14 protein-coding genes are annotated in these 19,840 nt (G+C 57.5%); 7 read left to right on the top strand and 7 right to left on the bottom strand.

What is annotated here, in order from left to right; translation table 11 throughout:
• The first annotated feature begins 860 nt into the window (after window positions 1-860).
• The 3 genes from D8M23_RS10070 (at window position 861) to D8M23_RS11840 (ending at window position 4,442) form a co-directional block, all read left to right on the top strand.
• Window positions 861-2,057 (top strand): cytochrome P450, encoded by a 1,197-nt coding sequence (locus D8M23_RS10070; protein ID WP_126854655.1) that lies wholly within the window; start codon window positions 861-863, stop codon window positions 2,055-2,057.
• A gap of 2,079 nt (window positions 2,058-4,136) precedes the next feature.
• Window positions 4,137-4,259, top strand: coding sequence for a hypothetical protein (locus tag D8M23_RS12300; protein ID WP_006889120.1), 123 nt, complete (start codon window positions 4,137-4,139; stop codon window positions 4,257-4,259).
• Window positions 4,260-4,304: 45 nt separating this feature from the next.
• Entirely contained in the window at window positions 4,305-4,442 is a 138-nt protein-coding gene (locus tag D8M23_RS11840) for a hypothetical protein (RefSeq protein ID WP_023133131.1), read from the top strand.
• A gap of 372 nt (window positions 4,443-4,814) precedes the next feature.
• On the opposite strand, the gene D8M23_RS10065 is transcribed toward D8M23_RS11840, so the two are convergent.
• From D8M23_RS10065 to D8M23_RS10045, 5 genes are all read right to left on the bottom strand, one after another.
• Entirely contained in the window at window positions 4,815-5,249 is a 435-nt protein-coding gene (locus D8M23_RS10065) for a VOC family protein (RefSeq protein WP_126854654.1), read from the bottom strand.
• Window positions 5,250-5,335: 86 nt separating this feature from the next.
• Entirely contained in the window at window positions 5,336-6,115 is a 780-nt protein-coding gene (locus D8M23_RS10060; protein ID WP_161971669.1) for a helix-turn-helix domain-containing protein, read from the bottom strand.
• 214 nt (window positions 6,116-6,329) lie between these two features.
• Complete coding sequence (locus D8M23_RS10055; RefSeq protein ID WP_126500713.1) at window positions 6,330-6,578, bottom strand: hypothetical protein; 249 nt, start codon at window positions 6,576-6,578, stop codon at window positions 6,330-6,332.
• Between the two features lie 210 nt (window positions 6,579-6,788).
• Window positions 6,789-7,199, bottom strand: a complete 411-nt coding sequence (locus tag D8M23_RS10050; protein WP_126854652.1) for an SMI1/KNR4 family protein — start codon at window positions 7,197-7,199, stop codon at window positions 6,789-6,791.
• 120 nt (window positions 7,200-7,319) lie between these two features.
• Window positions 7,320-8,072 (bottom strand): lytic transglycosylase domain-containing protein, encoded by a 753-nt coding sequence (locus tag D8M23_RS10045; RefSeq protein ID WP_126854651.1) that lies wholly within the window; start codon window positions 8,070-8,072, stop codon window positions 7,320-7,322.
• 149 nt (window positions 8,073-8,221) lie between these two features.
• Between D8M23_RS10045 and D8M23_RS10040 the strand changes: the two genes are divergently transcribed.
• A complete protein-coding gene (locus tag D8M23_RS10040) occupies window positions 8,222-8,545 on the top strand; it encodes a hypothetical protein (RefSeq protein WP_126854650.1) in 324 nt (107 codons plus the stop codon).
• Between the two features lie 212 nt (window positions 8,546-8,757).
• Here the strand turns inward: D8M23_RS10040 and D8M23_RS10035 are convergent, their stop codons facing one another.
• A complete protein-coding gene (locus tag D8M23_RS10035; RefSeq protein WP_126854649.1) occupies window positions 8,758-11,757 on the bottom strand; it encodes a multicopper oxidase domain-containing protein in 3,000 nt (999 codons plus the stop codon).
• Window positions 11,758-11,873: 116 nt separating this feature from the next.
• Here D8M23_RS10035 and D8M23_RS10030 point away from each other — a divergent pair, with 116 nt between their 5' ends.
• From D8M23_RS10030 to D8M23_RS10020, 3 genes are all read left to right on the top strand, one after another.
• Window positions 11,874-12,548 (top strand): hypothetical protein, encoded by a 675-nt coding sequence (locus tag D8M23_RS10030; protein ID WP_126854648.1) that lies wholly within the window; start codon window positions 11,874-11,876, stop codon window positions 12,546-12,548.
• Between the two features lie 232 nt (window positions 12,549-12,780).
• Window positions 12,781-14,112: a glycosyltransferase 87 family protein gene (locus D8M23_RS10025; RefSeq protein ID WP_126854647.1), complete on the top strand. Its 1,332-nt coding sequence runs from the start codon at window positions 12,781-12,783 to the stop codon at window positions 14,110-14,112.
• Window positions 14,113-14,115: 3 nt separating this feature from the next.
• Window positions 14,116-15,396, top strand: a complete 1,281-nt coding sequence (locus D8M23_RS10020) for a glycosyltransferase family 87 protein (protein ID WP_126854646.1) — start codon at window positions 14,116-14,118, stop codon at window positions 15,394-15,396.
• Between the two features lie 105 nt (window positions 15,397-15,501).
• On the opposite strand, the gene D8M23_RS10015 is transcribed toward D8M23_RS10020, so the two are convergent.
• The gene (locus tag D8M23_RS10015) at window positions 15,502-19,743 is read right to left on the bottom strand and encodes a hypothetical protein (RefSeq protein WP_126854645.1); all 4,242 of its coding nucleotides are present in this window, start codon (window positions 19,741-19,743) and stop codon (window positions 15,502-15,504) included.
• Window positions 19,744-19,840: the final 97 nt, after the last annotated feature.

The following is a 19,840-nucleotide window of genomic DNA, read 5'->3' as shown; positions in this document are numbered from 1 at the left end:
TGGCGGTTTCTTCGTCCGGTTGATCATCTAGCCCTTGGTAACCCTTGTCGTTTAACATATTTTCTTCTATTAGAGCCTATCCCAATCGTGGCGCCGGTGCACAAAAGCTGTCGTGGCGTGAACCAGTAAAAAGGTCACTAATTGCTGGTGAAGTCCCGCCCCGGGTACAAATTGAAATCTTCTAGCGTGGTGTTTGCCTCTGAATAACCTAACTGCTGGGCGACCAATGGTAAATGAGCACCTAAGGCACTGTTGACGATAAAGGTATTGGTAATGTGTGGGATGGGAGGCGCAACTAGGTGTAGAGTCTCAGCAGTACCCTCTCAATCGTGGTAGTGGTATGGCTGATTGGGAAGGTGAGATACCTAAACGTTCAGCTGAGTCTTCACACGGTTCTGGTGTAGTACAGCAAGTTTTCAGGTTTTTGTCAAAGTAAAGGCATGACCCCTGGTAATGGAATGGTTCCAGAGAAGAGCTTCCACCCAATCAAGGGATGAATGGGGCGAATTGCGTGACAGTGAGTCCGGGACTATGGTGAACAAACGATGGTTTCTTATGATTGGTTATTTCTTTCACCATTATCGTGTACAGGGTTTACCCCAATGAATACCCCTCTAGCGCAACATAGACTGCTATTCGCAACTCCATACTAGATACATACATATTTTTATTTCTAATACTTATATATTTGACGAGGGTAGCAAAGGCACTCCTATCCTGCGGGGCAGGCGGTTAAGTGCTACCGTCAAATAAGACGGCACTATGCCGAAACAAACGCGCGCAGGCTCTCGGCACACACCCATGGCGCGTATCAATCCACCCGACGAGCCAAACATAACAACTGAATCAGGGGCAAAGAAGTGACCAACACCGAGAAAAATGACTGGGATTTGCGCAGCGAAAAGGTTCAGAAGAACCAGGTGGCCGCCTACGATGAGATGCGCCGCCGCTGCCCCGTAGCGCACGACGAGTTCATGGGCTACTCCGTGTTCAAAAACGCTGATGTGCAGCATGTGCTCGACCATCCCGACATTTACTCGAATATTGTCTCGACGAGGCACATTGCCGTGCCGAACGGTATGGATGCGCCCGAACACACAACGTTCCGTGCCGTGAATGACAAATACTTCACCCCCGAACGCCTGAGGGAGTTCGAACCGAAAATCCGTGAGGTCGTCAAGAACCTGGTGGCTGATCTGCCGCGCGGCACCGAGGTTAATGTGATGGACGGGTTCGCGCAGGCTTATGCGATGCGCATCCAGAACGCGTTCATGGGCTGGCCCGCGAGCCTTGAGAAGCCGCTGATCGAGTGGATTGAGAAAAACCGCGAAGCTACGCTGCGCCGCGACCGCGAACAGATCGGCAAGGTCGCCCTTGAGTTTGACACCTATATTCGTGAGCTTCTGGATGCGCGCCGCGAACAGGCTGCCGCCGGGAACCCGCAGGATGTGACCGCCGAGCTGCTAACCGACACCGTGCAGCTGCCCGGCCACAAGCCGCGCACCATGACCGATGAAGAGATTGTGAGCCTGATCCGTAACTGGACGGTGGGGGAGCTTTCGACCGTTTCGGCGTGCGCCGGGATTATCGTGAACTTTTTGGCGCGCAACCCGCAGGAGCAGGCACGGCTGCGTGACTCACTGGGGGAGGGGCATACGGAGGTCGCCGCCGCAGTTGAGGAGATTATGCGCCTTGAAGACCCGCTGGTGACGAACCGCCGCGTAACTACCGAAGACACCGTGCTGGGTGGGCGTACTATTCCGGCGAATTCGCGGGTGACGATTAACTGGTCGAGTGCCAACCGTGACGAAGACGCGTTCGAGGATGCGCTCACCTATAACCCGCACCGTGACCAATCCCGCAACCTGGTGTATGGCGACGGTATTCACGTGTGCCCAGGTGCCCCGCTGGCCCGCTTGGAGCTGCGCCTGCTCATGGAGGAGCTACTGAAGGCAACCAAGAGTATTGTTCCTGGTGACGAGTCTGACGTGCCCGCCACCGAGAACGCCACCTACCCGATCTCAGGTTACTCGACGGTCCGGGTGGTGTTTGGGTAGGGTTTAGGGCCTCATAGCAGCTTTCGACCAATTGCGAAGGGGGCGGGCTACACGTACTTTCCTTACGTAGGACGTATGACTGTACGCCACCCCAGGGCAGCGACGCAGTGGTGCAGATTGGGCTGTACCACTCAAAACCTGTGTCATATTGTGGACAGGTGCAGACCGAATATCTAAAAAATAGAGCACTTTTTCTTTGATATTTTTTAATTTTTCACCCTGACCCACAGAGTGAGTATTGAGCGTTGTTTTCAAATATGCTAGGTTGTTTTTCCCTTCGAGATTGTGGTTAGGGGCCAATAATTTAGCGGCTAAACAGCCTGAAAACTGTACTGCGCAAGCAATAATTTGCCATCAGATTTTAAATATTTACCCGTAAAATTTAAACACTAGTTTGTATTTTGATATTTTTGAATGTTCTTTAGTGCTGTGATGGAAAAATTTTCACAATCTGGTATTTGTCTCATTGGGGTTGGTTAATCGCTCAGATATCCTCTACAGTCGAATGGCGGGTTTAGGAAAATCTGTGCCTCAAGTTGAGGTTTAAAGTCTTTCGGTCATAGTGTCTAGAACAGTTGTTAGGGGTTGCTCTCGTGTATCTCAATACCTTGACAAAACCAAACCCCAACAGCCTGTGCCGTGCCCACCATCTCTTCTTACTCCATAGATGGGTTCCCCACGTATTTTTTCTGCCTGTAACAGGGAATAACCCCCGCCTGTCTGCCTGCCCCCAAACACCTGCTGCCCCTTTGGGCATGTTAACTACTCGCAGCGGCTGCCCGCGCGAGGCAGCGTGCATGAGCAACGGCCAAGCAGGCAGCTCCACGGGACGGATCGGGGCATATAAAATCCCCAGTCTAGAGCCCCTTTCGTTGCACAGCCGCTGCGGCTGGAAGGCACTGAATTCTATCCCACCCTGCAGCAGGGAATCGGCGGATAATGCCCTTGCACCCGCCTGTTCCTTACGGCGCGCCAGTACACGACCATAGGCCGCACCATTACAGCCCAGTAACGTCAGTAAATAACCAGCAGCAGGATAAGGGAGGTGAGAAACGATGTACACCACGCATCACATAGGCACAGCGACCCGCTCACACGGTTACTGCATCGCGCCGGTGGCGCAAGATAAAGATCGGGGGCGGGCGCCGCCTGTGCTGTGTTCACCCCCGAAACAAGAAGAATAGGGTTAACCGCGGGATCCCATCCCACCTGTGTCCCTGCACGGGCGGGATCTGAGGGGATAAATTGCTGTTCCTGGTATCCCTAAGGGGCCGCAACGAGGTTCTCAAAGCGGTCGGGTGAACGCACCTATTGGCCCTATTCGCTGGAAACACCACTAGTCCGGAAAGCGGTGTCTCTGGTTATCACCGATATTTCCCTGTTGACCCAAGAGGCAGGGGAACAGGTTTAGAAAGGAGAGTAGAGAGAATCCCCAGAACAACAGTGATCTTTTAGGTAGCAGAGTCTAGTGGATGATATTGAAGACTTGGCAGACGGTATGCCCTAAGCCGTTTCGTCAGCTTCAGTTCAGCTTCCAGCCCGTGAGGTGGGGTGCGCAGCCAGTGCATCCACCGAGGCGTGGTAGCCACCCACTAGGTAGGTGACTACCCCGCTTAGATATGTTGTGCAGAAAGAATGGTTAGCTAGCATCTCTCAGCAACATGTCTAGGCACACCTAAACACTTGGGCTGCTGTCCGTCATAGGCGGGCGGTAGCCCAAGTTTGTGGGTGCTCTCACAGCGAGCACGCCCACTATTCTACTACAGGCGATGATGGTACCCGAAGAGCATTTAATATACTGATAAAACTATATATCGCAGTGTCGCGTATTTTAGAGAACAGCAGATATTGAGAATGTGGCTTTATTTCTCTGCTATAGCAAGGGTTTACGATATTCCTTGATAAGTAAAAGTGCATAACTGAAATTTTACATACGAAATTATTTACAAAAAATTTAAATTTTTTTAAAAACTTATGGATTAAAAATTTAACCTCACCTAGGATGGGGACTATCGGATTGATAATCCGACCTGAGAGTACACCACTCTTAGGAACACCCTAGAGAATAGGAGTCTCTACATGCAGTACATCAATGCTGATATCCGCGAGCTTGGCTCGTTTGAGGAGGCCACGAGCGGTCTCTGGTTTGGGGCTTACCGTGACATTTTTGCTGGCCGTCTCTTCTTCCAGTTCTCCCTGTAAAAGGGCGTACCCTGGCAAGGAAATCCTAGGGATAGGAGTTTTACCATGCAGTACATCAATGCTGATATCCGCGAGCTTGGCTCGTTTGAGGAGGCCACGAACGGCTTCTCCTTCTTCGGCCTGTACCGCGACCTGTTCTTTGGGCGCACCAACGTGATTGTCCATGCAGGCTACTACCCCTAAGCCTACATTTAAGAAGGTGCCTCACCTTTGAGGCACAGGCACTGTAACTCAATGAAGTAATATCCGGTGCCGAACCCTCTGTGTATGTAATCCTACATTGTAAGAGCGCATATTTCGGGATAAAAAAATGCACCCGAAATATGCGCTCTTTTCGCTCTTATGTGCGCACCTATTTATTAGATGATCAGGGGAATACAGAGGAGGAGCTTTATTATTGGAGGGCAGCTCCAATAAATACTTAATTATTACCCTGAAACATAAAAACAATGTATAACTGGCTATATGGTGGAGAATCTGCGGTTGCCTGGTTGTTTCAATAAGCTGTGGTGAAAGAATAATAACAGTACTCACCGCAGTAGGAGAGGGTGAACCCTACAGGTTCTGCCCTTCGTACATGACTTCCCAGGCGGTGCCGAACTGGTCGATGCAACGTCCGTCGTATGCTTCCCACACCTGCTTCTCAAGCGGGTAAAGTACGGTTCCGCCCTCTGACAGCGCTGCAAAAACGCGATCCGCATCGGGCACAGAATCAGCCGAATAGACCAGAAAACTTGCTGGTGCGCCTTCGGGTGCTTCCTCATTCATAACATCTGAGCCCATGAGAGTCATGTTATTAAACTTTAAGGCGGTGTGAGCGATCTTCTCACCCCATTCTTCCTTGTACATCCCAGCGCTCTTGAGCGCGTCTGCCATGTCCCGGTAGCGGATAAGGCCATCTCGCTGCGCCCCGAAAAGCTTCTCATAGAAGTCGAAAGCTTCACGGGTGGTTCCGTGGTGGTTTGAAAGATAAACATTCATCTGTGCCATGTGAAATTCTCCTGATTTCGGATGATGGGGACAATAATTTCACGGTAGCAAAGCCACACTATCTTTGCTTATCTTCAATTGCGCACTTATTGACTCTTGCGGGGTGACGGCAGGTAACGTGCCAGCAACGCCGGAAAATTCATGGTGATAGGCGGGTCTTCGGGCAGAGGCATGCGCATTGTCAGATGAACTGGGTCAGGTGTTGTCGCCGCATCAAATGTTATAGGAAAGTCTGCTTTAGCTCGGTAATTCTGACTAAGCGCCTTCAGCGGGTGCGCCCCGAAACGCACCTCGCACGCCAGCAGGTAGTAGGTTCCAGACGGAATATTTGTGAAGGTATGTTCCACAGAACCAACCGCCGCCACCCCAATAACCGGCTCTCCCTTAGGAATCGCGGTAGGAAATAGCCCCATAAACGTAATATCACTGCGGTAGCCTAGCGGATACACTGCGCACACCGTCAGCCGATGCGGTGTTGTAACGGTGCTTTGACGGTGCACAAACTGGGCATTATAACCACGTAGCCCTGAGAGTAAGTTTTGAGCATTGAGAGACTCCCGTAGATATTCGCGAGGTGAGCTACCTGTATGTTGCTTGAAGATACGAGAGAAGGTCGTCAGGCTGTTGTAACCAGCGCCGATAGCGCAGCTTGTCACAGTTTTAGCGGGCGATGTGTTTAGGAGCTTTTCAATGCTGTGCTGAATCTTCAACGCCTCAACATATTGCTTAATGGTGTAGCCCCTCACTTGTCTAAAACGGCGTGAGAGATGGTACGGGCTGTAACCGCAGGCTTTAGCGATGTTGGCAAGCGTCGGCTTATCTTCTGCGTGCTGACGAATGTAATGTGTGATCTTGGTGGTATCCATAAGACTTCTGGGAGCGTGCATAAAATCTGGAGGTTCATATATGAGGCTAATAAGGGGAAGGACTAGCCCGTGACTACTACAAAGCTGCGCCTGCCATCGGTTCCGTACATGGCGTGGTTGTGGCTAGAGTCTAAGACGTTGTAGCGGTATTCGGGTATGCCATCTTTGACGTGGCATAGAAAGTAGTCATGGGACATGCTTTTTGGTAGAAAAATTACTGGTTGTGGGAGTTATCTTTCTGCGCAGAAGACTTCTTGTGTTCGCGGTACATCATCCAGAACCCGCAGACGATAAGAACCGCGCCGAGAATAGAAGAAGTCGTGAGATCGATCGGTAATATACGGCCGTCACCAATGCGGGGGAGCGCTAAAACGAAAGTTGCTAGGGCAAACACCCAGAGCGATAGTGGAAGTTCCTGACGCCGTGACTGCTTACCTTGATTGTCCTTGTGCACTATACTCATCCCCTCACAAATTATTGCCTTAAAATTTACCTTACCTAAGTTATAAATTTAAAAATACAACAGACACTGCCATTATACTGTTTAAAATAAAATAAATCAAGATATATTTAATATTTTGGTTGTGTGTACAATTTCTGTCTATTGATTGCTGGTACTTATTAATTTAAAGCACCGTTTCTATATTATATTTGAGGGTTATGCAGGGGGTCACTACCTTTTTATATTATTAATAAAAAATTCGAAGGATGGGGCAATCGTCGTGAGAAAACCATCGGAATGCAAAACACAAAGAGAATTATTGTGCGGATTAAAACATAAAAACCCAGAATCCGACAAGCCTATAGCAAACATATTTTTAACCATTTGTTCATCGAAAAAACTTGGTTCATGAGAATCTATGACTATCTCATCAATAATATTTAATGGGATTTGATAATTGGGGCCATCGGAAAAAGTTTCCTCAAGAAGCATATCTTCATTCCACAAGTCATAAAATGCGCCTCCGTCATAGTTTTTACAATCTTTTGCATTGAATAGCGCTTGTGAAATCCCGTCTTTGTTTTTATACAGGAAATCTATATAAGCTTTAGGGAGTCTATATTTTTCAAATATTTCCTTCATATCATGCTCCTTCAGCTATAACTTGAGACAGGCACCCATGTTTAGCTGCTCATTTTGCGATTTTAAATATTCCTCTGCCCGCTTCTTTAAGGTTTAATCACCAAGGTATTTTCGTCTTGGTTATCTGCGGTACAGGCCCGCTGCCTGGGCGGATACATTCGGGGTGGCAGCAGCCGAGCTAGGGACCGGTGCATCGGCACGCACAATCTGCGACTGTTTAAACCGGCGGTCAGGGGTGCAGGTCTGCTTGTATTTAGTGTCCGCTAGGCTGCGGATCTTCTGCACATAATTCTGCGTCTCGGGGTACGGCGGGATACCCTTATACTCCTCAACCGCGCCCGGCCCGGCGTTATACCCGGCCAGCACCAGATCCAGCAGCTCATCATCATTCGCGGCGTATTTAGCTAAACGCTCCTTCAACCCAACCAGGTAGCGGGACTGCGCAGCAATCGCATCGTGCGGGTCGCGCCGATCCCCACTCTGGCCCCACTGCGCCCACGCGGCATCGGTAAACTGGGCGATACCCTGCGCCTGCGCGTCAGAGACGGCACCCACCTGCCAGTGGCTCTCCGTCTCAAGCTGAGCGGCAAGAATCCCCGGGCGGTACCCGGTGGCGGATGCGCCCCGCAGCAGATCCTCACGCACCTCGGCGGGCGCATAGGTCAGGTCGGTAACCTGGCAGTACTCGTCATAGGTTGCCGCGAGTCCCACCACGCCGCCTCCGAGCAGTACAACGGACGCGATCACCTGCCAGTTAGCCATGAAACCAGCCACGAACTTCGTGAGGAACCCCGCCCTCGACTTTTCAGACGCCATGCCTTCTAGAATAACGCACCCCGCCGCAGAAGCGGACGCGGCCCACACACTAATCACTGGAGCCTCCTCACGGTGAACGGGGCGCGTGCCGGTGCTGGTTACCGGCACCGGGCGGTGGGCAATCGGGTCGTTGTGCGCAGGTAAAATTTAGACGGCAACCCTAGAAGAAAACGCTCATATTATTCGCACCATCAGGGAAAGAGATCATGGAAGCTTCTCAGGATAAAGAGCATAAATCAGCAATTGAACTGGATCTATTATTAGATGATTTTGTGTTGGATAAAAACAGCAATTGCTTAAAAGAGCTATTTGAATTACCTAGCGGGAAGTGGGCTGAAGCTAAACATTTCTTTGACCAAGATTATTACGCTTCAAACTATCGCAATTCGAATATTTCTGTCTGCTGGCTGCCAGATGTTGACGGAAGCACCGATAAGTATCGAATAATCGTATTTTTTGATATAAATGATTTGGTGTCTCAGGTAATATCTTTGAACATGGCAACTTTGTCATCGAATAACTCTTTCTGACTACGCCAGGGCAGGCGCAGATGCTGTTGCCCAGAAGGCATCGGCAGAACTGTCTGTCCTGCTGGGGGTCCTGATTTCGGGCCCGAGTTTCGTAGTAGGCAGAGCGCTTCGGGAGATTTCACGTGGGCCAAAAATTTCGTCCTCACGTATAAGTCACGTATAAACAGGGGGCACCGCCACCCCCCAGCTAGGGGTGGCGGCAGGGGGAGAGGTTACTTGTCTGTTACCTTAATTTTGCCCATTGCCCCGCGTTCCATTTCGGCGAACCGGTGATTCACGAACGTGTAGGTGCCGGGTTCGCGGAACTGCATCTCAACGAACCCGCCCTGCGCCGAGTCAAGATCGAGCGCCTGCGAATGCCCGCCAGTAACCCCGTACGGGTCTTTACCGCGCCGCAGCAGGTAACCGCCCTCCTTATACACCGTGTCGAACTGCGAACCGACCACGTGGAAGCTCATGCCCTTTGACGGCCCCGCCGCCATCAGCCAGATACGCACCCGCTCACCCTTCTTTGCCTCCAACGGCTGGTTGATGTACTGGGTGGCGTGCCCGTTAAACATGGTGAACGTGGGGGTGCCCGCCGCGATACCCTCGGACGAAACCTCAGTGAGCTTATTGCCGTTCTCCGCAGTCTGGCCCGTGTCGCTCAGGTACGTCTCGTTCTGCACCAGCACATACTCGTGGTCCACCGGATCCATATCCTGCGGGTCGATCACCACCGCCCCGTACATGCCCGAGGCCATGTGCAGGCTCATGGGCGTAGTCGAGCAGTGGTACAGCCAGATGCCGGTGCCGGTCGCCTCAAAACGGTACACCAGCTTCTCACCCGGGGCGATGGTCTTCATCGTATTATCGGGGGAGACCATGCCCGCGTGGAAATCAAGCGAATGCCCCATCGACCCGTTATTTTCAAGGGTAATCTCAAAAACGTCACCCAGTTTGCCGTGCAGAATCGGGCCCATGTATGAGCCGTTGAACGTCCACGCTTTCACATCCACCCCGGGGGCGACTTCGCGGTTAAGCTCCTGCACGTCCATGGTTATTTTGTGCACGGTCTTCCCGTCACGCTTCTCACCCGCAGGTACGGGCTGCAGCACCGGGTCACGCCGCTCATAGCCCTCCCCGGGGGATGCGTGCAGATCAACGTTCCCGTTCTGGGCCGTCATCACATTCGACCCCGAACCGTTCGACCCCGCGCCACCGCCGGAGGCGCCGCCCCCGTGGTGCCCATTCGCCTGCAGGTTAGAGCCGGTGGCTTTCACATGGAACAGCATGCCCTGCTGCCGGTGCCCGGCAACAGAGCACCAGCCCTCAGAGTCGGCGGTGATCACGCCAACATCCACGCTTTTCGTCTCACCCGGGTTAATCGTGCCAGTCTTAGCGCCGTTATTGAACGTCAAATCGTGGGTCATGCCCTGATCCTCGTTCGTCACCTCAACTACCAGGCGGTTACCCACCGGCACCTGCGCAGTGTCCGGGGTGAAACGGTAGTTTGAGGTGGCCTTCACCTTCACCGTGGTGGTCTGCCCTGTGCCGGTCGCGGTTGAGCCGCCCATAAGGTTAAAGCCCACTGAGCTCGGATCCACCGCAATACCCAGGATCAGCGCCAGCACCACCGCCAGCACTCCGAACAGGGAATGCCGGGTGTGGTTCACCGGATCAGGCTGAATCCCAGACCCGTCGAAAGAGGGCTTCTCACCGCGGGCGCGTGTAGCCATCATCTCCTTGCGGGTATTCACCGACGCCTTCACCCCGCGCACCATACACGGCAGGAACGACGCCAACCCCAACGCCCCCATCGCCGAGACCGTAACCTTCACCCACGAACCGGTGAGCGTAGTCGGAAGCATAAAAACAATCAGGCTCAGGTTAACCACTGTCACGCGTGCGGCAGCGAACCTGCTGAACTCCTTATTGGAGGCGCGCACCACCGCCGGGCCGCCGCCCATACGCTGCGGCAGCAGGTAGCTCATGGCCCCCAGCAGCACCTGCAGCAGGAACCCCGCCACAAACACGGGGGTGACGGCGCGCATATCAAGCTCAGCGAACGGGGTGCTGAGCACCATGAACGCGGTGGCGAGCACCCCCAGCACCAGCCAGATGAACCCCGCCCCCACCGACATGGGAGGGAACTCGCTGGGCCGTTTCGTGCGCATAGTGCGCACCATAATAACCGCCACCATCAGCAGACCCACGCAGTAGGCGAGCAGGCCCGCCCCGGCGGCAAACCGCGCCCCCGGTACGCCCCCAAAAATCGCGCTGAGCGCCGTCACCAGCACACCCGCGATCATTAGCTGCAGCGCCCGCACACTAATACCCAGGGCGTTCTCCACCATTTTGGTGCGCAGCATCGTCGGCCAGAACGTAATGAGAGTGCCGACCACGGTCACACCCACAAACCCGAGCACGTTCACCGCCTCGTGAGCGAGCAAAAACTGGGCGTGAAGAGTTTTCTCAAGGCCCGGGAACGCAGTCATTGCCCCCAAGGCCGCACCGAACGGCAGCATGAACGCGGCCGCAATATAGAAGCGGATAGTTGCACCAAACCGGGACGGCAGCGCCTGCTTCACCTGCTTCAGCAGCGCAACACCGTGCCAGGTGACCATCGCCCCCACCACGCTCGCCCCGGCCAGCGTGAGTATGTACAGCGTCGGCAGCTGCTCCTGAAACACCATGCCCAGCATGAGCACCACGATGCCGGCGTTAAGCGTGAAAATACGCGTGACCTGAACCCCGCGCGCCTCATCCGGGATTTTGATTTTCATCAGCGCCTCAGTGAAATGCTGACTCCAAATCAGGATAGAGTTCGTAATCAAACCCAGGGTGACCATGTGCACGATCAGCCAGCCGCCATTAGGAATAAACCGGTGCGCCAGCAGGGCGGCAATAATCCCGAACATCCAGTACGACACAGGTTTAGAAGCACGCCGGTGCCACGTGCCGCGCCCCGATGCGCGCCGCGCGATCTCCTCAGCCGTCAGATTCGCCCCAGGGGTGCCCTCCGGGCGGGCGCCGATCTGCAGCCCGCTGCTGCCGGAAGAACCCAAAGGCGCAGACCCCGGCTTAGGCCCGGCCGCGCCCCGGCCGTCCGCACCAGCAGCGCCAGCGCCTGCAGACCCCGCACGCTGGGAATCGTCATGGTGGGTGTTCTTACCCTGTGCACCGCCGCGTTCAGGCTCGTCGGCGGAAGGCCCGTTGAGTTTCTCGCTCACGCTACCGCTCTTTCATTCGCTGTGTCCAATTACCCCCATTATATTGCGCCACCTATACGAATTTTAGTGTCGGTGACCTGTGCTACATGACGTAGAGGAACGGTAGAATAGCCCCTATGAAGTACCTGTCCCTCGCCCCCTTTGCCGCACTCGCAGCCATCATGCAGGCGATCACAATCTACTCCTACGACCAAGACGCCATGGCGGTGGCAGGGCAGATTTTCTTCCCCGTCCTCTTCACCCTCATGGCGCTGTACCTGATGCTCAAAAACCCCGGAGGATCAGCGAAACTCACACTGGTGATGGCGATCGAGCTGGTCATTTCGGCCCTCACCTTCGTCGGGTCAAGCCAGAAAATCGCCGCACTATACCCCTCCATCATCGTGTACTACGTGGCCCTGGCCGCGCTCGCGCTTGAGGTGGCTGCGCGCATCGCCGATACCCCCAAACGCGCCAAGGCTTCCGCCGACGGCAACGACACCCCCGAAACTGACAGTCCCGCAGCGGAACAAGAACACGACAGCGCGGGTGAGCACGACCCGGACGAAACCGTACTAGACAGCGACAGCGCGGCGACCCGCGCCACCGAGGAAGACACGGACAACACCGCAGCGGGCGGCCACGACGACCCCAACACCGCAAAACCCGCTGCGGCAAAACCTGCCGATTCCCAAAAAACCACCCGCACCGGGATGCGCGCCGGGCTCAACCGCAAAGCACCCGTACGCCGCGGCAACCGCCTCATAGCCACCACAAAAAAATCAGACAAACCCACCACAGACACGGACTAACAGGCCCCTGCCGCCCCGCCGCTGCACACACCCTCGCCGCAACCAGCAGCACCCCGCCCAGCAGCAGGGCAGAGCCCCGCCACAAGACCCCCGCACCACCGGGGAACACCCACGCCCACACGCCCACACGATAGACTGGGACAAACAGGCAACAGAAAACCAGCCACAACCGCCGCGCCCGGCGGGCCACAACCGACACCACGCGAAACACCCCCGAGCAGAAAGACCCACCATGACCACAGCGCCACCCGTGCAAAACCCCACGCCAAACACCACCGTGGCAGGCAAAATAGCGCTCGCGGCACTCGCCCTGACCGTCGTCGGCTGGCTCATCTACATCGAATTCACCGGTGGCCTGGACTTTAACGTCTACCGGCTCGGGGCCATGACCATCTTCGACAACGAAGGCATGCACAAAGACCTCTACGCCCGTGACCTGCTCGACTACGGCGCGCTTAAACTGCCCTTCACCTACCCGCCGTTCGCGGCGCTGCTCTTTGTGCCGTTCGCGTTCCTGCCGTTCGGGGTGGGCGTGGGCATCATGTACACCATCAGCATTGGTGTGGCCTGGTGGATGGCCACCCTCATCTACGACTACGCCACCAGCCGTGGCTACCACATCCCCTTCCAGGACAAGCTCGGCAGATACGGTACTATTGCCGTGCTCACCTTCATCATCATCCTCTCCGGGCCGTGGCGGCGCGGGCTTGCGCTGGTGCAGGTGAACCCCATTATCCTCATCCTGGTGCTGGCTGACTTCCTGCGCCCAGCCAAGCGCATCCCCCGCGGGGCGCTGATCGGTATCGCTGGCGGTATTAAACTCACCCCGCTCGCGTTCGGGCTTATCCTGCTGATGCGCAAAGACTGGCGCGGTATTTTCACCCTCGGCGCCTCCTTCGCGGCGACCGTCATTATCGGGTTCATCTTCCTGCCCCATGAGGCCCTCACCTTCTGGACAAGCGCCGTCTCGGACCCCTCCCGCGTGGGCAACATTAACTTCCTTGACAATATCTCCATTCAGGGCTGGCTCATGCACCTGGGGCTGCGTGACCCGCTGCTGAAGCCCGCATACTACGGGCTGGTGCTCGCCACCATCGTCCTCTTCGCCGCGCTGCTGCACCAGCTGAATCGCCGTAAACTTGTACTCTCGCAGGTGGCGGTTGGCGGGTTCCTGATGGTCAGCATCTCACCCATCAGCTGGTCGCACCACAACGTCATGTTCCCCCTGATCCTCATGGCGCTCATCGTTGATGCGTTCCCCCGGTTCTACGCGCACCTGCCCGCCTGGGCCAACCGGGCGGCGCGCATCCTCACCTGGGTGGCCCTCATTGGCCTGTACATTTCGCCCATGTGGCTGGGCGCCTCCCTGTGGGGCAGCTTCAGCGACCTCGACAATATCTACCAGCACGCCCTGCTGTTCTCCACCGTGCCGATCCTGTGCCTGTACCTGGTCATGATCACCTGGGCGGTGGCGGCCCTAACACCCGCCGTGCGCACCGCAGACGAAGACGACCTGTTTATCGCCCCGCCCCCCGGCGCGGCACCCGAGGCCAAAAAGGGGTAGCCGTTGAAAAAACACCCCGCAGCGCTTATTCCGCATGCCCTGTTTGTGCTCACGGTCATCTACATGGTGCAGTACGTCATTAATGACGGCGGCAACGACCTGTACATATACCGTCTAGGGGCCGAAACCATCACTGATGGGCCCGGCGGGCCCGGGCTGTACGAGGTGAGCCTCGACAACTACCCGTTCACCTACCCGCCGTTCGCCGCGCTGCTCTTTGTGCCGTTCGCGCTCATGCCCAAAGAAGTCGGGATGGCCCTGATGATGCTCATCACCGCCGGTATCGCCTGGTGGCTGGGGTGGGTCATCACCAGGTACGTGAGCGGGCGCGGGGTGCGCATCCCCCTGTACGAACACCTGGGAACCGCCGGGTGCGCCTCAACGCTGGCGCTGCTGATCTGGGCGAGCGGACCGTGGCGGCTAACCACCCACTTTGGGCAGATTAACGCGGTCATCCTGCTGCTGGTGCTGGCTGACTTCCTGCGCCCGGCCACGCGCATCCCCCGCGGGGTGCTGATCGGTATCGCTGGCGGTATTAAGCTCACCCCGCTCGCGTTTGGGCTTATCCTGCTGATGCGCAAAGACTGGCGCGGTGTTGCCTCCGTGGCGGGCGGCTTTGTGGGCACCATCGCCCTCGGTTTTTTGGCGGTGCCGGGTGAGGCCGCCTACTACTGGGGTGTGGCGGTGCGTAACACCTCCCGCATTGGGGTGACCGCGTTCTACGATAACGTGTCTCTGACCGGTATCTTCGCGCACCAGGGCGTGCCTGAGCCTATCGCCACGGTGCTGGTGGTGGCGCTGTCCCTATTCCTGCTGGTGGCCACCGCCGCCCTGATGCGCCTGTTCATCCGCGCGAACATGGTGTTTTCCCAGGTGGCGTTGAACGCGTTTTTAATGCTCCAGATCTCCCCGATTAGCTGGTCGCACCACAACACCTGGTACCCGGTTCTGCTGGTTGCGTTGTGCCTGGAGATTTTCCCGCTTATTATGCCTGCGGCACGCCCGGTAGTGTACGTGCTGAGTGCGTTCGCGAGCGTGATCGCACTGGTGGGCATGTATATTTCCCCGTTCTGGCTGGCGGTGCTGTTCTCCCCGAAGTACTCTTCGCACGAGATGATCTACCTGCCGCAGGGCGGCGCCGGGCTGGTGGCCAGTTCAGCCCCGTACGCCGCCATGTACCTGGTGGTGGTGTTGGTGTTCCTCACCTATTGGGCGCACCGGGCAGCAGTTGATGCGCGGGTGGACTCGGGCCGGTTCCGTGCGCCCGAACGCCCCGCACCGTAGCCCTCCACACGCCCGCGCCCAAGAGGGCACAGCTAAGGCCCGTCGTGCATCACGACGGGCCTTAGCAATCAGGGGGCACCTTCCGGTGAGGCGACCGGGTGCGGGCTACTTGGTGTTCATGCGCCACCGGGCGTAGGGCGCCTCAACGAACATGTACACTTCGCTGCTGCTGTCTTCCCACTCGGTGGTGCTCTTCGACGAAGCCATGCTGGTGCCAATCACCGAGCCTTTACCGACCGCATCTAGCCTGAAGTGGTAGTAGCCGTTATTGTCGGTGCTTTCGCTGTTCACCTCAAACGAGCTGGTGCCGCCGGTGTAGGTGAAGGCGTAGTTACGTGCTCGGCCCTCAATGCTCTCACCTTTGCCGTATTTCGGTGCGGAGGAGGCATCGTACACGCGCACCGTCCATTTGCCTTCGCCCTCAATCTGCAGCTTGCGGGTGGTTTTGCTGGTGGTGTCCATCCAGGCGGAGCCGGTGATCGTGGAGCTCACGCTGCCGGAATCACGCACCTCAAAACCGCTGGACTGGTCTTTGTCGGTTTTACCCGCCACGTTCAGCACACCCCGGTTATTCTCGTTTGCGGGCACGGACGCGGGAGTGAACTCGTAGTAGACCAGCGCCTTCGAGTCGTTGCCGTTGGGCTTTTCGATGTCGATGGTCTTCTTACCCTCACCCGTGTACTCCTTGAAGTCGCCCGAGGGCTTCTTCAGCTCGGTGGAGTCATCCGAATCGGAGGATGAGCTGCTGCTCGCGGACGAGGAGCTGCTGGAACTGCTTGCGGCAGGCTCCGCGTTGTTCGTATTGTCGCTACCGCGCGGTATGAACAGCACCAGCGCCAGGATCAGCAGCACCACCAGCAGAATAACGCCCGCGATACTCGCCAAGCCCAGCGGGGTGGAGAAGAAGTTCTGGTTCCCGTTATTTGCGGTGAGTTTTTCTCGCAGCGTATTTACGGCCCCGGCTGCCCCTCCGGAGGCTTTCTTGGCTGCCGCGCCACCAGCCGCTGCCGCCGCAGGTGCTGCAGCGTTTGCGGGGTTAAACTGCGCGTTATTCTGGGTGTTTCGGGCGTTCTCAGCCGCGAACGATGCGGGGGTCACGGTGCCGGGTGCTGGCGCGTTCGCGACCGGGCCGCTGGCGTTGCCCTGCGTACCGTCAGCCGGGGTGGCCTGCACGTCGCGGGCTGTCAGTCCGGTACCTTGCGTCTGGCTCGGCTGGGACTGATCGGCTGGGGGCTGCTGGCCTGCCTGGGCCTGCCCCGCCTGCGGGTTCTCCGGCTGGGCGCCGGGTTGGCTTTGCGGGTCATACCCGTAGCCGGAGACACCGTAATCCTGGCCGTAGTTCTGCGCACCATCCTGCCCGTAGCCGGGGGACTGCACCGCGCCGGGGTCGGTGCCGTACGAGGCGCCCTGCGCTGGTGCGCCGCCCTGGTTCGCGGAATTCACGGGAGCGGCACTCTGCTGGTTTGGCAGCGGAATCTGCGAGGTGTGATCCGCCAGCTCGGGGTTAATCGGCTCCGGCAGGATCGGAGGAACAGCCGGTGCTGCGGCATCAGGGGCCTGATCGGAACCTGCCCCAGCGGATGCTGCGGGTGCAGCAGCCGGTGCCGTGGGCTGGTTGGTGGGTTCTTCTGAGAGCCCGTACCCCGAAGGGTCCGCCGTGTATGACTGCTTGCCGGTTTCGCTAGCTGCCACATGCGACTGTGCCGCACCGGTACCCTCGGGGAAGGTCGCTGCGGGCAGAATAGAGGCCGGTTTAGCGGCCTCATCCGCGCCCGATGCCTGCTGCGCAGCGTCAGTTAGCCCGTAAGGCTCCTGCTGGGGTTCCGGTTCAGGTTCGGGGGTGTGGGACACGGCCTCCTGCTGGTGTTTCCCAGCATCGTGAGCTTTAGCGTCACGAGCCTCGACGCCATACTCCTGGGCACCATACTCTTGGGCACCATCGGTTTCGGTGCCGGTGTTTTCGGTACCGTGTGCCTCAACGCTGTGATCTTTAACGCTGTATTCCTCAGCGCGGCGGGACTCGTGGGGCGCATCCTCAGCCTCTTCTGCGGTATCTTTCGCGGCGTGCCGCAGCTTTACCTGGGACGGCTGCTCGGTGGAGGGCTCCTCACCCTCGGTGCGGACCTCATCATCCTGGGTGGTGTGCTGGGCCGCGGCGGAGGTGTCGTGGAACTCAATCAGGGGCGAGTTCACCGGCGAAGGCAGCGCATCCTCATCCTCAGACGCGGTACTTTCAGCATCCTGGACCGAGGGTGTTTCCTTCGGCTCGAACGGCTCATCATCGTCGAGGGGAGAAAGCGCAATAGTTGCCGCGTCTGCGGGAATATTCGCTGCGGTATCCACCGACGAGGCGGTGGTAATGTCCGGTGCCTCAACGCTCGCGCCGAGCATCCGCTCACCCTCATACACGAACGGTTGGGCGTTATCGTCCTCAGCCGCCTCGGCTGCCCTGCGGCGGCGCTTGTGAGGCTCGTCACCGCCCATAATGTCATCGGCGGAGGTGCGGGTTGCCGCATCCGGCTCCTGCTCCTGCACCGCAATACCTTCAGGCGGGGTGGGCAGAGGCATTATATCGTCGGCGCCCGCACCGCTGAGGGTGGGCCCCTGCCGCTGCTGCCGCTCGCCCGTGTCTGCCTGTTCTTTCTGAACCTTATCGGCGGCGGGGCTCGTGGCGGCGTGTTTTGCGGCGTGCTGTGCCGCACCGTCGGTTTCTTCAGCTGCTGGCGCGGTGCTCTCAGCGGCACCCTGGGTGTTCTGTGCGGGCTTCGCGTCGTCTTTGGGCTGTTTCTTCTTTGGCTGAATCTTAATGAGCCCCTGGGTGTCGAGGTTTTCGTTCACCTCAATACTGATGTGCTCACCGGGTGCACCCTCGTTTGATGCACTTATCTCCTGCGCCTCACGCACCTGCGCGAACCGGCGCAGAGCGTTCTTCACAGGTTCGGGCTGCTCCAGCTCTTCGGCTGTGGTGGCACCGGTGCGGGTCTCGGCGGCGGGGGCATCTTGCTCGGGGGAGGTTTGCTCAGAAGAAATGTGTTCAGCGGAAACCTGCTCAGCGGCACCTTTTTCGGTGGAGGAGTGCGCGTACTCTTCGTCCCATGTAGCACGCCGCGCAGCCCGGGAATCACCAGAATCAACCGTATCCGTTTGGTTTTCCTCGGTCTCGGGGAGTGATGCAGGGGCAGCGGCGACCGACTCGGGCGAACCGGCATGGGTGCCCTCCTGCTCGTCCGCACCCGCTGCGGGAGTAGCCTGAGCGGGCTCATCCTTCTGCAGTTCGCTCTTTATTGCATCACCAACGGGGATGCTGGGGGGAGTGTCAGCTTCCCGGTGCGCTTCAACGTCAGCGGTTACCTGAGACTCCGCCAGCTCATCTGCGGCGGGGGAGTCGGCAGTGCTCTCACGCTGAAAATCTGCGGGCTCTGGCAGGGTAGGCTCGCCGCTAACAGGCTGGGCGTGCCGGGGCGTGTCCTCGGCGATCTCGGCCACCTGCGGCCCGCTCGTGGACTCACTAGCTGGCTGGGTGTGCGCTGCCGAAGCGGCGCTAGCCTGCTCGTCCTTGGCATCAGCTGTGTTCTGCTCAGCCTGCTGGGCGGCTGCGCGCTCGGCGGCCTCCTGCGCCGCCTGCTGAGCCATGAACTGCTCGCGGGCGGCCCGGCGGGAAGTCGGCTGGGGCATGTTCTCGGGCATACCCGCCACAGCCTGCCCACCGTTAAAACCGTTTGACTGCCCTTCCACTACCTGCGGGTGTCCGCCAGGCTGCGGCTCGGTGGTGTTCGCCGGGCCGTTTGGCTGCAGGCGGGCGCGCTCAGCCTCGTAGTGTGCCGCATGAGCCGCACGGGAGGGGTGCGAGGTGGCCTGCGCCATCCTAAAGTCATCATTAAGCGGGTCAAAAGAGGTGGTGCGCGGCTTCTGCTCTTGCCCCTGTTCAGTACCGTTACTGTTCTCCGCGGTCACCGTGTCGTGTTCGAGGGCGGAATGTGCGGGTGCGTTATGAGATACAGCGGTATCGACGGTTCGCTCTGTGCCCGCCTGCTCCTGTATAGGAAAACTGCCGGTGGCGGGAGCTGCGGGACTATGCTGCGCGTGTTCCTGTGGGGTGGGGGCAATAACCGAGTCGTCACCCGCTAGAGTGTAGTCGTCGCCAACGTGTGCCGGAAGCTCATCCATGGGCTCCTCATACGCCGTGCCTTCATCGTTGAAATCGGCGGAATCGGTGGGCTCCTCAATCCACAGCTGCCACCCGGCCGGGACCGGGCCCCACGCGGGGTCGGGGCGCCAAGTGGGGGTGGGTTTCCAGCCTTTGGGGGGTTTGGGCCAATTCGGCGGCGGATTAAAAATCAGTGCCATGAGAAGCCTTCCTTCTGCCCGCGCCACCCCCATACCCGGAAGCGATGGCGCGCACAATCTAAACAAGAGAAATACGGTAACCATAGAATTATGTCAT

This window comes from Rothia sp. HSID18067 (assembly GCF_003989445.1).
GTDB classification, from domain to species: Bacteria; Actinomycetota; Actinomycetes; order Actinomycetales; family Micrococcaceae; genus Rothia; species Rothia aeria.
This window is presented reverse-complemented; position numbering and strand designations above follow the sequence as displayed.

What these genes read in the sequence shown, in the direction of transcription:
- D8M23_RS12300 (WP_006889120.1), top strand. Translation starts at nt 4,137, where the DNA reads ATGCAGTACATCAATGCTGATATCCGCGAGCTTGGCTCGTTTGAGGAG.
- D8M23_RS11840 (WP_023133131.1), top strand. Translation starts at nt 4,305, where the DNA reads ATGCAGTACATCAATGCTGATATCCGCGAGCTTGGCTCGTTTGAGGAG.
- D8M23_RS10065 (WP_126854654.1), bottom strand. Translation starts at nt 5,249, where the DNA reads ATGGCACAGATGAATGTTTATCTTTCAAACCACCACGGAACCACCCGT.
- D8M23_RS10060 (WP_161971669.1), bottom strand. Translation starts at nt 6,115, where the DNA reads ATGGATACCACCAAGATCACACATTACATTCGTCAGCACGCAGAAGAT.
- D8M23_RS10055 (WP_126500713.1), bottom strand. Translation starts at nt 6,578, where the DNA reads ATGAGTATAGTGCACAAGGACAATCAAGGTAAGCAGTCACGGCGTCAG.
- D8M23_RS10050 (WP_126854652.1), bottom strand. Translation starts at nt 7,199, where the DNA reads ATGAAGGAAATATTTGAAAAATATAGACTCCCTAAAGCTTATATAGAT.
- D8M23_RS10040 (WP_126854650.1), top strand. Translation starts at nt 8,222, where the DNA reads ATGGAAGCTTCTCAGGATAAAGAGCATAAATCAGCAATTGAACTGGAT.
- D8M23_RS10030 (WP_126854648.1), top strand. Translation starts at nt 11,874, where the DNA reads ATGAAGTACCTGTCCCTCGCCCCCTTTGCCGCACTCGCAGCCATCATG.
- D8M23_RS10025 (WP_126854647.1), top strand. Translation starts at nt 12,781, where the DNA reads ATGACCACAGCGCCACCCGTGCAAAACCCCACGCCAAACACCACCGTG.
- D8M23_RS10015 (WP_126854645.1), bottom strand. Translation starts at nt 19,743, where the DNA reads ATGGCACTGATTTTTAATCCGCCGCCGAATTGGCCCAAACCCCCCAAA.